The sequence below is a fragment of the Pseudomonas sp. Eth.TT006 genome (genome assembly GCF_054456575.1).
Window position 1 is genome coordinate 1 of the sequence record NZ_JBTJEN010000009.1, and the last position, 15179, is coordinate 15179.

At 57.6% G+C, this 15179-nt stretch carries 10 protein-coding genes; 1 reads left to right on the forward strand and 9 read right to left on the reverse strand.

The window, feature by feature from the left end:
- A partial coding sequence (locus tag ACXR0M_RS15685) for a hypothetical protein (RefSeq protein WP_458832715.1) occupies positions 1-180 on the forward strand: 180 nt, incomplete at its 5' end.
- A 55-nt stretch (positions 181-235) separates the two neighbouring features.
- On the opposite strand, the gene ACXR0M_RS15690 is transcribed toward ACXR0M_RS15685, so the two are convergent.
- From ACXR0M_RS15690 to ACXR0M_RS15730, 9 genes are all read right to left on the reverse strand, one after another.
- Entirely contained in the window at positions 236-1528 is a 1293-nt protein-coding gene (locus ACXR0M_RS15690) for an OprD family porin (RefSeq protein WP_458832716.1), read from the reverse strand.
- A gap of 284 nt (positions 1529-1812) precedes the next feature.
- Entirely contained in the window at positions 1813-4281 is a 2469-nt protein-coding gene (locus ACXR0M_RS15695; protein WP_458832972.1) for a fimbria/pilus outer membrane usher protein, read from the reverse strand.
- Between the two features lie 169 nt (positions 4282-4450).
- Entirely contained in the window at positions 4451-5191 is a 741-nt protein-coding gene (locus ACXR0M_RS15700; RefSeq protein ID WP_458832717.1) for a fimbrial biogenesis chaperone, read from the reverse strand.
- Between the two features lie 70 nt (positions 5192-5261).
- Complete coding sequence (locus ACXR0M_RS15705) at positions 5262-5852, reverse strand: fimbrial protein (protein WP_458832973.1); 591 nt, start codon at positions 5850-5852, stop codon at positions 5262-5264.
- A gap of 137 nt (positions 5853-5989) precedes the next feature.
- Positions 5990-6637, reverse strand: coding sequence for a response regulator (locus ACXR0M_RS15710; protein WP_458832718.1), 648 nt, complete (start codon positions 6635-6637; stop codon positions 5990-5992).
- A gap of 39 nt (positions 6638-6676) precedes the next feature.
- Positions 6677-9895, reverse strand: coding sequence for a hybrid sensor histidine kinase/response regulator (locus tag ACXR0M_RS15715; protein ID WP_458832719.1), 3219 nt, complete (start codon positions 9893-9895; stop codon positions 6677-6679).
- Positions 9896-9961: 66 nt separating this feature from the next.
- Positions 9962-11149, reverse strand: coding sequence for a response regulator cyclic di-GMP phosphodiesterase PvrR (gene pvrR, locus ACXR0M_RS15720; RefSeq protein ID WP_458832720.1), 1188 nt, complete (start codon positions 11147-11149; stop codon positions 9962-9964).
- Complete coding sequence (locus ACXR0M_RS15725; RefSeq protein WP_458832721.1) at positions 11136-13958, reverse strand: ATP-binding protein; 2823 nt, start codon at positions 13956-13958, stop codon at positions 11136-11138. The genes pvrR and ACXR0M_RS15725 overlap by 14 nt, the downstream gene beginning before the upstream one ends.
- Before the next feature lie 62 nt (positions 13959-14020).
- Positions 14021-15046, reverse strand: coding sequence for a fimbrial protein (locus ACXR0M_RS15730; RefSeq protein ID WP_458832722.1), 1026 nt, complete (start codon positions 15044-15046; stop codon positions 14021-14023).
- Positions 15047-15179: the final 133 nt, after the last annotated feature.

Genomic DNA, 15179 nt, shown 5'->3' on the forward strand with positions numbered 1-15179 from the left:
CCCGCTCCCACAGGGGATTGGGTTTTCAGTTTGGTTAACAGAGTCCTGGAGATTGAGTCCGGCGGGTGCAAGACAACACTCAACCTCGAAGGCCAGACACAATTTCAAATTCACCTCAATCCCTGTGGGAGCGGGCTTGCTCGCGAATACGGTCTGTCATCCAGCATTTCTGTTGCCTGATCGGTCGCTTTCGCGAGCAAGCCCGCTCCAACATCATCCGTTTAACCACTTGCGGTCAAAACCCCAACGGGTACTGAACCACCACGTATATCCGGTCAATATCATCCCCGGCCTGCGCCTCGTTAGCCCGGTGCGAAACGTGCGACAGCTGCACCGACAGATCCTTCGCCGCACCCGATTGCACGATGTACTTCAAATCAATATCGCGTTCCCAATGCTTGCCGCCATCGCCTTGCTGCGGCTGATAGTCGCCGCTGTCGGCGTCGAACGGGTTGTAGGCGCCGCCCTTGGGCGCGTGGGTGCCGTCGATGTGGCTGCCGCGCACATAGCGGGTCATGAAGGTCAGGCCGGGGATGCCGAAGGCGCCGAAATCCAGGTCGTAACGGGCTTGCCAGGAGCGTTCGCCGGCGCCGTTGAAGTCGGCGTATTTGATCGAGTTGGCCAGATAGATCGAATCGCCGCCAACGAAATCGAACGGTGTGTCGCCATTGATCCGTTGCCAGCCGAGCATCACCGCCTGCGCGCCGAAACGGTATTTGCCGGACAGGCTGACCGCGGTGTTGTCGATCGCCCCGGCCAGCGAGCGACCGGTATCGCGAGTGTGGTAGAGGTTGGCGTCGAGCAGCACGCCGGACTGTTTGAAATGCAAATTGCCGTAATACTGATGCCAGGTGTCGGTCAGCTCCGAGGCATACAGCGAACCGCCAACCGGGCTGTCACCGAACAGGTCGGCGCCAAGGAAACTGATCCCGCCGGCCTCGGTGTTGGCGCCGTAGCCATAAAAGTCGCCGCGCCCGGAGGAGCTGTCCTGATTCTTGAACGCGGTGAAATGCCCGGCCACCAGATTGACCTCATCGATTTCCTGGCTGTTGAGCAAAAAGCCTGTGGCGTATTCCGGTTGCAGTCGTTTGTCCGACGTGTCGAACACTGGCGTTTCCACGGTCATCTCGCCAAACGCCAGGGTGCTGCGCGACACCTTGAGTTTGAACGCACCGCCAGCGCTGGAGTAATTCGGCTCGCTGCGGCCCCTGCTGTCGACCGGCAACAGACCCGTGCCGGAATGCCCCTTGCCCCCGTCGAGTTTCAAGCCGAGAAAGGCGTGGGCATCGATGCCGAAGCCAACGGTGCCCGGCGTGTAGCCGGAAGTAAACGTCCCGATAAAACCCTGCGCCCATTCCTGCTTGTAGTTTTTGCCGGAGGGAGAGGGCGAGCGGTAGTCGTTGCTCAGGTAAAAGTTGCGGCTGAGCACTTCGGTCTTGGCATCGTCGAAGAAATCGCTGGCGAAAACCGTGTCGGTCGCTGCGCAAAGCACGGCCAGCAGGGCAAAACGGGGTGTTGAGAGAGCCATCGTGAGAGACCAGCTATCGAGGAGGATGGCTGATGATGGGCTGAGTGTGTGGTGGGGCGATTGAGCCGGTGTGCTGAGTTCAAGCCACACCTGATTCCATTTTGGGAATTAGCCTGCCAGCGAATGCACTCCAACCTGGTAAGGGCGCCAAACGAATACTTGAACGGCAGATGACGGCGCAGAGCTACGCGGACTCGGTCAATCGGTAACCCCCGACATCATGTAGGCGGTGGTTTGCTGGCTCGGGTCAAGTTGCCGAACGGATACACCTGTGTTGAACGGCGTCACGGCGCGCAGCTCAGCGACACACGCTCATAGTTGCGTGCCTTGTCGCGTTCAGGCAACGAGTAGCTCGCCTGGCAGTGTTTGTCCGCCCATTTGATCGTCAGCGTAGCGCTCTGCTCCTGAACCAGCGCCAGGGCTTTGCCGGAAGGGTCGGCGATGGCGATTTGTTTGCCGGACGCATCTTCGAGCACGGCACCAAACGGCAAACGTTTGTGTTGTGCATCAAACAGTTCGAACTGCACCCGTCGACCGGTCTGTGACAAGTAGCGCAGTAGTACGGCGGCGCCCCGTCGTGGCACGACTTGTTGAGTGGCGTTTTCGATATCTACATCGGCACCCAGGTCGCGCGTGTCGAGGCTGATCCAGTTGACCCGGTAAGGCTGGGTGTTGGGAATCACGGCAAAACCGTTGCTGCCGGTTTCGGTGCCGCTGTAACTGCCAATCTTGACTCCGGCGGGTACGCCCGGTACTTCGGCCAGAGCAAAGGTTTCACCGAGGGTTTGCCCCAGATTGATGCCGCCGGCGTGCGCCACCACCGAACCGGCGACGCTCAGGTTCTGCGAGGTGTAGCCGCGACCCTGACTGTAGCCGGCGTTGACGTCGACAAACGAAGTACGCGAACTGATGCTCGCCGAGCCCGAGTTGCCGCCAGTGCTGCTGTTACCGGCCTGCACGGAATAATAGGTGTCGCTGTTTTCCGATAGATAGCCGTTAACCCCCAACTGCGTGCTGTCGCTGGATTTCTGTCGATTGGTCGAGAGAAATGCTCGCGGTGCGCGAGGATTGGAACCGAGCGGGAATGACAGTGAAAGGTTCATCTGCGTGTCGTTGTTTGCCGGGCCGGATTGGCCGACGTCCTTGGTGTGGCTGATGCCGAAGTTATAGGACACGTCGCCCCAGTTGTTGCTGTACCCGGCAGAGAGACTTTGCGAACCACCACGCCCCCAGTAACGCTGATCCGTTGCGTTGAGGTACAAACTGCCAAATTGCTGATTACGTCCAAGGCTCTGGCTGACGGTCAGATCGGTGCGGGTCTTGGAGTTGCCTCGGCGTTGCAGCCCGGCGCTTTGATCCTCGACGTGCTCGCTCAGCGTGCGATAACCTTCGGTCGAGTAACGATAGGCGGCGAGGGTGAAGTTGGTGTCGGTACCGGTGAACGTCTTGGCATACAGCATCCGCAGGCTGTTACCGTTGGTGATTTGCCCCTGTGCTTCGCTGGACGAATGGGTCAGGTCAAAAGACACCGCACCAAACGCCGTATTACGACCCATGCCCAACGACATCGCCTTGAAATTTTCGGTCGCTTGCACCCCAAGAATGCCGGTCATGTTGCTGGTCATGCCATAAGCCAGGGTGCCGCTGACAAATTTCGGTTCAGCCAGTCCCTCGGTGTTGCTTTTGTATTGTCCCGCCGAGAGGCTGTAATTGACTTGTCCCTTGCGCACCATGATCGGCAGGCTGGAAAACGCCTGCCGTGTTTCATGGCGGGTACCATCGGCCTCGATGATCGTCACTTGCAAATCGCCGTTGGAGCCGCTCGGGTAGATGTCGCTGATTTCGAAAGGACCGGGCGGCACGTTGGTGCTATAGAGGACGTAGTCGTTCTGGCGGATCTCTACGGTGGCATTGCTTTGCGCCACGCCGCGAATGACCGGCGCGTAGCCGCGCTCACTGTCGGTGCGCATGCCTTCGTCGGAGCTTAACTTCAGCCCGCGATAGCGCACACTGTCGAACAACTGCGAGTCGGAAAAAATGTCGCCGGCGCTGAATTGGCCCTTCAATGCGGTGACGTCGTGTTGCACATAGCTGCGATTGCTGGTGAACGTGTTGCGCTGACCGGTACGGCTGCTGAAGTTCGATTCGTTACGCAGTCGCCACGCGCCAAGGTTGATGCCGTTGCGCAGACCGAGATTGTTCGAGATTGTCGTGGCGGAGTCAGAACTGTTGCGATTGCTGCTCAACTGGTAGTTGATGAATGCTGCCGATACGCCCGGGTCCCATAACGCAGGATCGACGTAGCCGCGCATGCCGCGTTGCATGGCGATTTGCGGCACGCTGATCGAAAGGCGCAGGCGCGCAGGGTCGTAGCTGACGGTGGCTTGATCAATCAAGGCCGGCAAGTCGTAGCAAGTGTCGGGCGCGTCAGGTTTGAGCTGGCCGGCTGCCTCCAGCGCGCTCATGTTGATACCCAGCTGCTGCAACATGTCCAGGGTCAGACAGGCCTCAACCCTGCCGGTTTGCGCAGAACGGCGAAAATCGATATCACGCCGGCCCACCAACACTTCGTTGCTGTAGACGTCCACGCGATAATTTCCGGGCAGCACGCTGTTGGCCGATAACAATAGATTCAGATCCACTGAAGCCCCGACACCTTGAAGGAACGATGTGTTGAATTGCGCGAGCTGATCCTGCGCCGATTCAGTACCGGTATCTTCGGCATTGGCCAGATTCGGCAGACTGACCAGCATGGCCAGATACAGCGCATTGAATCCCGAGTGTTTCGGGCAGCATCGTTTAATCAGCGAACCGCAGTCGCTGCGTGGGAATAAAGACATACCCAGCCCTATACAGCTACAGAGAACGAAGGCTTAATTCATATTGGAATCAAGAGAAGGCGCGAGTTGTTCAGTGCAGGTGCTATTGCAGCGCTTTGGCATTGATCGCAGTGTTGCCTGACAAAGTTGCGCTGTAACGATCTTGCGCGCCGTAATCGTTAATGCTTGAGAAGTTCAGGCTGGAGTAACTCGAACTGTGATGCTCTTTAAGTGTGATTGTCTTGTTTTGACCCGGTGCAATCATCATCGAATCGATGGCTTTCTCGGTTTTAGCGCCTGCACTTAAAGACACATCCGAAAGCGAAACATGATAAAGCGTCGGATTGGTTATTTTTAACGTGGCCTGTGCGCCTTGTTCGCCGAGCTGCCATAACAATTGCGTCGGCGCGAGGTAGGCCTTGCCTTGCAGTCCGGCAGGGCGAAAAAACACCTTGATGCGTTGACGCACTGCCAGTTGCAGGGTGTTTTGGGTTTTCGCCGCCTGCGGGATTTCCTGGACGTTGAGCCAGACCACAGACTCTTTGTCAGCAGGCATTCCCGTGCCTTCGTAAATCACTCGGAGCAATTGCTGCTCTTTTCCGAGGATCCGCGCCAGCGGCGGTGTCACGGCAAACGGAACTGAAGTGGCGCCAGGCGCGTCGGTGTCGATCCATGACTGGATCAACAAGTCGTCGCCATTGTTACGAACCTTGATGCTGACTTCCTTGTGTTCACCATCGAACACGAGACGGGTCGCACTCAGCGAAATACCGGCGCTGGCCTGGCTTGCGATCAGCGCGCAATGCAGGCCTGCACACAGGGAAAGGAGGTGTCGATTAAACATGGAAAAGGTGCCTGAAATTGAAGAATGGCGGGACGCAGGCGTCCCGCACAATGTCAGTGGCGACGGCGGTTTACTCGTATTGCAAGGTGAACGGCAGGGTGGCGTCACCGCGACCGGCGACTGCGGTTTTCGGGTCGGCAGTGGTCACGTAAGCAGCGGAGAACTTCAGGGTCGTGCTGCCGTCCTGCAAGGTATTTTCAATTTTGGCAGCGGCCGGCGAGCTCAGGTCGATTTGGTCGCCGTTGGCGTCAAGCAGGGCGATACCGATGTTTTTCGCAGCGCCCACGCCGTCAGTCAATTTCAGTACTTTGGTACCGGTGACGATGCCCGAGCCCGCGCCTTTGGTCGGTTCGAAGAGCATCGACACTTTGGTGCCGGCGTTGCAGTTGATCTTCATGTCGAAGTTTTCCGCACTGAGTTTGCCGCTGCCCTTTGGCGCGGCGGCGGTCCCCATGTCTTTAATGGACACTTCACCCATCGGTACGGAAATGGTTTTATTCAGACCGGCATCTTCGATAGAGCAAGCGTCATTATTAATAATGCCGGTGAAGTTGATGGTGCCGCTGCCCGCTTTAGTCGGGGTGACTGGATCGGCTGCAAACGATTGGCCCGCAACCGAAAGCATTGAAAGTGTCAGCAGTGTCAGCGAAAGATTTTTCATGTCGTTATCCATTAGATCGTGATTAAGTTGTGTTGGAGAACACGATCCAGAATATAGGTCTGAGCATAATGTTCAGACCATCAGACGATTCCTATAGGGCGGGGGTTATGAGTGACGGTGAGTCGGATAATGAAAGGTCATTGAAAGACTTTATTCTCCAGGCAATAGGTCAACAGGTCCTGATCACTAGCGACTTCAAGTTTACGCATTGCCGAGATTTTTTGCGTGCTGATGGTTTTGGCACTTCTGGACTGGCTTCGGGCAATCATGGTGACGCTTTGACCGGCGACAAACATGCGCAGGATCTCGAACTCCTTGGGCGAAAGCAGCGCCAGTCGTTCGTTCAGGGCAACGTTAGGTTCCATGACACTGACCGGATCGGGTTTGGCACTCTTGAACGTGCGCCCTTTCGCAATAGCGGTGAGCGCCTGTTGAATATCGTCCTGCAGCTGGCTTTTCTGGATCACGCCCACTACGCCCAGCTCATGCAGGCGGGTCAGAATCAATGGGCTGGAGATCATGGTCAGCACGAGAATCTTTACATGGGCAAAATGCCGGCTCAGGTACTCCACCAGTTTGAGGCCATCACCGTAGGGCGAGTCAGCAGGCATATTGAAGTCGGTGATGACCAGGTCGACGGGCTGGCTTTGCAACAATGTGATCAACCCGACGGAGTCATTCGCTTCGCCGACCACGCGAAAGCGCTCGTCGCGTTCTATCAGCTCACGTACACCCAATAAAACGATGGGGTGGTCATCGGCGATCACGACGTTGAGTGTTGCCATGTTCGGCTATCCCTAATGTGTTGTTGAATTCTGTCCGGGTTACGCCAGAGCATCGAGCATTACGGCCAGTCGCTCCAGCAGGGTCCTGGTCTCCAATGCCAGAGCAGGTGTGATAACGCGACCTTGAAGCTTGCTCTCCAGGTCAACACACGCGCCCGCCAGGCGGGTTGCCTGCACCGCACCGAGGGCTCCAGCCAGACTGTGCAGGTGCTCGGAAAGCGCGCGGGCATCGTCGCTGTGCAGCAGGGCGCTGATCTTCTCGATATCCTGTCGCAGGGTGGTGAAGAACAGCGCTCGCATTTTTGGCGACAGCTGCGGCTGATCCAGTGGTTCCGGCATTTCAACGGCCGGCAGCGCATTCTCGGTTGCCGACGGCTCGGCCGTTTTACAATGCTTGAGCAGTTGCGTTCGCAGCGTGGGCAGGTTCAGCGGCTTTACCAGCCAGGCGTTCATACCCGCCGCCGCGCAACGCTCACCCTCATCCCGCAGGGCATTGGCCGTGACACCGATAACCGGCAAATCGCTATCGCTTCTGCGCAACGCCTTTGTGAGTTCATAGCCGTTCATGACAGGCATGTTGACGTCGGTGAGCACCAGGTCGAACACCCCCGGCAGCCATTGATGCAGCGCCTGTTCGCCATCGGCGGCGGCGACCACTGAACAGCCCAGCGCTTCCAGTTGCTCCTTGATGATTGCCCGATTGATCGGGTTGTCTTCGGCAATCAGGATATTCAGATCAAGGCGTCGCACGGGGTTCTTGGCCACTGGGCGACTCTGCGGATCGGCGCCTTTTTGGGCAAAGTGGACAGCCCACGCCACCGCACGAATATCAAACGCATCTACCGTCCAGCCTGCAGCGCTGAACTCTGGCGGATTGGGGCCCGCCGCCGTGGCAATGACGCGCGCCCCCTGCCAGGGGGATTCGTCGACTGACGGCAGTATGTCCAGCAGCAGCGACGAAGGGGCGGGCAGATGCCTGTTTTCCGGATTGATGATCTGCGTGTGCTGGCCCAGTCGATTGAGCCAGCAGCTGAAATGCTGCGCCAGCTCCGGAGCTGGTGCCTGCACGTAAAGCGTTGGCGTGTGAGTGTCGAATACAGGGCAATCGCGTAGTTCGCCAGCCACCCGATCAAGCTCCAGTTGCAAAGAAAAGCTGCTGCCGAGCCCGGGTTCGCTGACCACTTTCAGCTGGCCATCCATCAGTTCACTCAACCACCAGCAAATCGCCAGCCCAAGGCCTGCCCCGGCTTCGCTGGACGCGTCGCGCACCTGATAAAAGGGCTCGAACAATTGAGCTTGCTGGGCGTGTGAAATGCCGATTCCGGAGTCGCTGACTTGCCATTGCAAGCTGACGCTTTCGGTAGCGTCCTGCAGTACTCTGGCTCGCAGCACCACGCGCCCGTTGTCGGTGAACTTGATTGCATTGCTCAACAGATTATTGAGTATCTGGCGAATGCGCAGGGGGTCGCCGCGCACCCGGTCTGGTAGATCCGGGTCAATGCAGGCGTAAAGCTGCAAGCCTTTGGCCTGAGCAAAAGCACTATAGGCCCGCAGCGAATCCTCGGTCAGCTCCAGCGGACAGAAATCCTGGGGTTCGATAGTCATTTGCCCGGATTCGATTTTCGATACGTCCAGCACGTCACTGATCAACTGAAATAACGTCGTGGATGAGCGCTGGATCGTGCGCAAGTAGGCCTGCTGTCGAGGCCCGAGCTCGGTCAGCCCCAGCAACTCAAGCGTACCGAGGACACCGTACAGCGGGGTGCGGATTTCGTGGCTCATGGTCGCCAGAAAGCGGGTTTTTGCTTCATTCGCGGAGTCGGCGGCGAGCAGGGCGTTTTCCAGTGCGGCGGCATCGTCGATATGCCGGGTCACATCGTGGAATGCGCAAATCCAGACGTCCTCGCTGTGGTAACGCGCTTCAACAAAGCCGACCTGGTAATGTCGCCCTTCAATCTCGAGTTCGGTCTGGCCCATGTCGGTCAGCGATTGCTTGCCATTGAGTGCCGCAATCAGGCGCTCACTTTGCTGCCAGTCCTGCATACAGCGATTTTCCAAAAGGATCTGGTGGTCACTACGGCGCACTACGCACAGACCTGTCGGCGCGGTGTCGATGATTGCGCGGCTGAAAGCTTCGCTCTCTGCAATGTCCTGGTGTGCCCGATGCGCGGGTATGACTACCCGTGTTTTGTACCATCGATTGAATGCCCAGCCGCCACCGACGCTGACGAGTATCAGCGTCAGAAGTCCCAGAAGCGGCCACCAGGCATAGTCGATAAAGCTCATGAAGCCGACCACATAGATCGCTGTCCATGGGTGCGGCCCGGCACTCGATATCTTGAACACGAGGCCGTCAAGTCGAACGTTGAGTCCTTCACGCAAGCCTTGATCGAGTGGGCCGGCGCCAATCAACCGGGCGCCATTGGGGGCCGTCAGGCTAAAGCTGTCGTAGATCGACCACTTCATGATTCGCTCGATATTGTTGATCTGGGACAGATTCAACAACGACGCCACGACGACCCAGGAACTGGCGCCTTTTATTTTCAGCTGGCTCGACGGCATGTTGACATTGATGTACGCCAACACGGTGCCGGGGCCGGCATTTTCGGTTCGGTTGTCGTAGGGTATCCAGTGAACCTGACTGTCCAGCGGCTGAGGGTTGGTGTCATGCAACTTTTGCAGCACTTGCTTCATGACGTGAGCGAAGGTTCCGCCCTGTATTTGTCCGGCGCCGCGCAATTGTCCTGCAGCCGGCACGGCAATATCGAAGTTGTCGGGGACGTTGAACAGAAACACTTGCGGTGACTGATAGTGCGACGCGGACCAGAAAGCGCTGTAGTAACCGGCCAGGTGAGCGCCCAAAGCGAAGACCCTGTCACGGTTTTGATTGTCGATGGCCGCCGGATTGATTTTTACGCTGAACGGCAGGGAAAAGGACAGCTCCTGGGCCTTGTAGATTTCCGCTCCTTCGTCGGGCAGAGGCGTTTGCCTGGCTATGCGAACGGTAGCGTTCAGCGGCGCGCCCTTGTCGGCTTCCTGAGCGATCGCACTGAGGAATACATGTTGCTCACCGATATTCTCCATCAGCCGCACGAAGTGAAATTGAACGGTATCACGCTGCTCCTCGATCATGCGGTAGAGGCCCCATCCGCTGAGACCGATCAGCAGCGAGGCGAGGCCGGATAAAACCACCAGACCGGCGTTGATGCGCATTGAACTGCTGGCCAGTTTCTCCAGATGAGCGTTCGGATGAGTCATTGAGCAAACCTGTAGAAAATGCCGCGAACGCGTGGGACGCCGCTATTTCGGAAGATAAAACGGCGATCAATCCTTCAAAGCGGGCCCGTCGAGCGTCAGCAACTGCTGAAAATCCTGTGACGAGACGGCCTGGGAAATGATGAAGCCCTGGACCTGAGTGCAGTTGATTTTACGCAACACCGCCAGTTCTTGCGCGGTCTCGACGCCCTCGGCCACGACGGTCAGGCCCAGTTGCCGCCCGAGGGCGACAATGCTGGTCAATGCCTGGGCCAGTTCTTCATTGTCATTGCAGCCTTGCACCAGCGCCCGATCAATTTTCAATTCGGTAAAGGGTGTCGAAACCAGGTTCATGTAGGAGCTGTAACCTTGCCCAAAATCATCTTGTGAAAGGCCGAAACCTTTCATGCGTAATCGGCACGCACCGGCGTAAAAATTGCTGATGTCCTCGGGCATCGAACACTCCATCAATTCGAAGCAGATCATCGCCGGCGTACCATGGCGTTCAAGGACAAAGGCCAGAATCCGGTCGGCGAGGTCGAGGCTGTTGAGCAAATGGGTGGGCAGATTGATCGACACCGGGATCGCGTAACCCTGATCGTGCCATTGCGCCTGAGCCTTGAGCGCCTGCTCGAGAATCAGCCACAACAAGCGCTCTTCGAGATTGAACGCCTTGAACGCCGGCAGAAACAGCCCCGGTAACAAGACACCGTGCTCGGGGTGCAACCAGCGCACCAGAGCCTCGGCGGCGACGATACGCCCGTTGGCCAGCGACTTCTTCGGCTGGAACCACGCCTGCAGTTCTCCATTGTCCAGCGCTTCAAGCAGAGCCAGATGATCAATCTGCGGGTCGTGCAGGGGCAGGGTGGCCTGACGCAAACTGCCCAATTGATCGGTCAGGTTACGCAACGCCGCGGTTTTCACCGGTTTGGAAATCAACCCGATGACTTTGACGCCCAGATTACGCGCAGCCAGGCTGGCGCTGGTCAGCATGCGTCGCGAAGCGGCACTCATGATCGCCAGTGCCGGACGCGAACCTGATGCGGCCAGACCCTGAATGAACTGTACGCCGTCCATGCCGGGCATCAGCAGATCGGTCAATACCAGATCGAAGTCCTGCCGTTTCAGGCAGTCCAGCGCCGCGCTGCCTTCTTCAGCAAATTGCAGATGAAACTGGCCGAGCTCATTGAACAGGTTTTGCAGGTACAGCTGCTGGAACGGATGGTCTTCAACGACCAGGATACTAATCGGTTTCATGGAGTGTTCTTTCATAGGGCGCCAACTGATTATGCAGGGCCTGTAGCGTGAACGGTTTGACCAGACAGTCGTTCATCCCGGCAGCCAGGCACAGCGCTTCTTCTCCGCGCATGGCGTTGGCGGTCGCGCCGATGATCGGCACGGTGCAACCGAGGCGACGTAGCTCGCGGGCCAGTTCGTAACCGTTTTTCTGCGGCATGTTGACGTCACTGAGGATCACGTCGAAGTGTCCCTTGCGCCACAGCAGCAGGGCTTCCTCACCGTCGCTGGCCAACTCGGCGGTACAACCCAGCTCCAGCAACTGGTCATGCAGGATCAACTGATTGATGACGTTGTCCTCAGCGACCAGTACATGCAAATGCAGGGTTTTCAGTTGTCGCGAGGGAGCCGGGATTTCGGGTTTGCTCGCCGATAACCCTTGGGCGCGACTGACGGCTTGATGAATGGCGCGCAGATGATTGACGTTGACCACCCAACCGTCAGCGCTCCATTGGGGTTCGTTGTAACCGTCGCCTGTGGCGATCACCCGCTGGCCTTTCCACTCGTCGTCCATAAATTGCTCGAACGAGCCGGGGTGCAACTCCAGAAGCACATTGTCCGGGGTTGAGGCAGCCCGTGAGGGCCGACCGAGCTGAGGTCGGGCGCCCCAGCGACGCAGCCAGCCGTTCAAGGCTTCGGCCAGTTCACGAATGGGCGACACCACGAAGACTACCGTCGGCAAAAGGGGCGCGCAGTCGGGCTGCAAGCCTTGCATTGACGGTTGCTCGAGTGACAGCGTCAGGGAAAAACTGCTGCCGAGTCCGGGCTCACTGACCACGCGGATGTTGCCATTCATCAAATGTGTCAGGCGCTGGCAGATCGGCAGCCCTAATCCGGTGCCCGCAGTCACGTTGGTGTGCCCGCGGCTCTGATAGAACGGCTCGAAGATCCGAGTCTGGTCCTCTTCAGTGATGCCTTGCCCAGTGTCCGACACTTGCCAGAACAGGCTCACCCGCTCAGCGTCGCGTCCCAGCAGTTTTACCCGCAGAACAATACGTCCGGTGTCGGTGAATTTGACGGCATTGTTCAGCAGGTTGTAGAGAATCTGGCGGATTCTCGAGATATCACCGATCACTCGCTCCGGCAATTTCGGATCAATCACCGCGTACAAGTCCAGATTCTTGCCATGAGCGGCAGCGGCGTAGCCTTGAATCACTTCATGGATCAGTTCATGTATGCAGAACTCACTGAGTTCGAGCGCCAGTTGCCCGGCTTCGATCTTGGACACGTCTAGCACATCGCAGATCAATTGCAGCAGAGTCGCCGATGAGCCTTCGATGTTTCGCAGGTAGTCGGTTTGCTGCGCGTCCAACTGGGTTCGCGCCAGTAGCTCCAGCGTGCCCAGCACCCCGTATAACGGTGTGCGGATTTCGTGACTCATGGTCGCGAGAAACAGTGTTTTTGCCTCGTTGGCGGCATCGGCCAGTTGCCGCGCCTGCTCCAGCGCTTCTTCGATTTGCGTGCGCGCACTGATGTCGCTGAAGGCACAGAGCAAGACGTCTTCGCCCTTGTAACGGGTGGGTGCACAGCTCAGGTAAAGATGGCGTCCGTCTGCGGTTTCAAAGTAATCGGTTATTTGCGGATCCTGCGCATCGAACGCCTGGTAGATCCAGCGCGGACTCAACTTCTCCCGCTCGCCACTCTGGCCAAGCCACTGTTGCGACAGGGTGTTTTCCAACACCACCTGGCCGTTGGTACGACGCAACACGCACAGGGCGACCGGGGCTGTCTGAATCACGTCACTGCTGAACAACTCGCTTTCCACCAATGCCTGGATGCGGCTGATGGTGGGCGCGATAAAGCGGTGTTCCAGGCGGCGGATCAATATCCACACCAGGCTGATGCTGAACAGGCAAAACAGCAAGGCGCCAGCCAGGCGCGGCCACAGGGCAATGAGGACTTCACGCAGGTCGATGGAGTAAACCAACTGCCAGTCCGAGGACTTCAGTTGTTTGCGCATGACCAGATGATCAGGCAACCAGCCTTCACCGACGAAGCCGAAGAAGTTCTGCCGCTGGATCTGCAGCAGGTTTTGACTGAGTTGCGCAGGCTGGCTATTGCTGAAGATCAGCATGCCCTCGGAGTTGAACATCATGAATTGCCCCGCACTTTGATCGTCCAGTGCGTGCGAGACTTCGCGGCCGTCCATTTCCAGGCCTAGCCAGCCTGAGTCCACGTCCCGCGCATCAAGGCGCAGGAATATGTAGAGCTGCGAATGACTGGCCGATTGATTGGTAAGCCACAGCTCCCCCAGCGTGGCATTGTTGTCGCGTTTGAGTGCTTGTAGACGATCAAGCATCGACAGGGGGAAATCCGTGATTACAGGAGTGGCCGTGTAAAGTCTTTTGACTTGAATGTCATTGCCACTGCTGACGTAGAGCACATTGACCTGCTTGCTGGCCAGATATTGTTTGTTGCGTTCCGTCAGCCAGATGCTCCATTGCTTACCGGGCGTCGTGCCCAGCAGCAAGTGCACCTCCTCGGGCGAAACCTGCGGTTTGACCCCCTGCGCCATGCGGATGGCCGACAGGCTCAGGCTTTCAAGCAAGGCCTGGCGGGTGGTGAAAAAGGTGTGTGCTTCGGCAATGGCACTGCTCATGTGGCTGCGTCGGCGCGAAACTTCTGCGTTGAAGGTCAGCAGCAGAAAACTGTAGACGCCACTCAGGATGCCTACGAGCAAGACCATGCCAAAAATTCTCAGCAGACGGCGCGCCGCATTGGGCGTGGAGAGCAGGGGATTGATCTGGTGAAGGTAGTTCTTCAGTTTCATCCCGCCACCGTAACGGCACCCTGGCAGAGCTCACATCAGACGATTCTTAAAGTACGACCCGGCTATTCGTAAGTGATCGTATAGGTGGCGCTACTGTCGGCCGTACCCGACTTTAAGGTTTCGGTGCTGCGGTAGAAACGTGCCTTGAGCGGGATGGTGAAGGTGCCGGTCGCGCTTTGCGTGCCCACGTCCAGTGCCTTGTCGTAGATGACCGGCGCGTCGTTCGAAAGGAGCTGGATTTTTACCCCTTGTGCAGTATCGGTGGAGGTGGCGTTCGCGAGGTTGAGCAAACCTTTGACGTTATCGTAAATGCCGGCGCTGCCTGCGCTAAGAGTCAGTTTGACTTTGGTGCCCACGTCGCAGCTCAGCGGTATGGAAAATGCCTGCTCAGCGGCGGTCATGCCCGCGCTCGCCAGTTGCTTCATGCCGATTTCACCGAGCGCCACCTTGATTTCCGCGTTGTCGACGAAGCAGCCCAATGTGCTGACCGTGTATGTAGAGGCGCGCACTCGCGCCTCTGGAAACACCCACGCGGTGTTGTCGTTTTTCAGGGCAAAACTGGCCACCTGCTGGTGGGTCGTCTGCTTGCCCGGAGTGATCGTGCCGATCTTGTAGAACACCAGTTGCACGGCGCCTTGTATGGGTTGCTTTGGAAAGATGCCGTTGGTTGCCTGACACAATCGCTGCACGTTCACCCCTCCGATATCACTGGTGCCGGTGACTGGCTTTAAACCCTTGCAGGTGCCGACCGATTCGCCGTACACCGCATAACCAATCCCGCTGTCAGCGCCGCCAAGCTTATAGATGTTCATGCCATCGATTTGCGAAGAGGCGAGGCCGAAGCCCTTCACGTAGAAACCTTGGTGCGTGAAGCCTTTGGTGCAATTGAACGCGTCAATTGGCGCGCTCATGACGGAAGTGCCGATTTGGGCGCCAATGGGCGTGTCGTGCCGCACGGTCATGTCTGGAATGTTGAGCACTGTTTCCGTGGTGACGGTGGTACAGCTCGGATCGGCGCCAACGGCAGTGGCTGAATAAAAGACCGTCAAGGCAAACATGACGGTCGAAAGTCGTTCATCTAGCTTCATGGGCATTCTGAATGGCAACAAAAAGTAGCCAGGAGAGTGCTGGCTACAGCGACGGCAGACCATCAGATGATTCCTAGAGTGAATCGCTGTTCACTGTCAGCATTCCGTCCTCGTGATTGATCTCGTAATACTT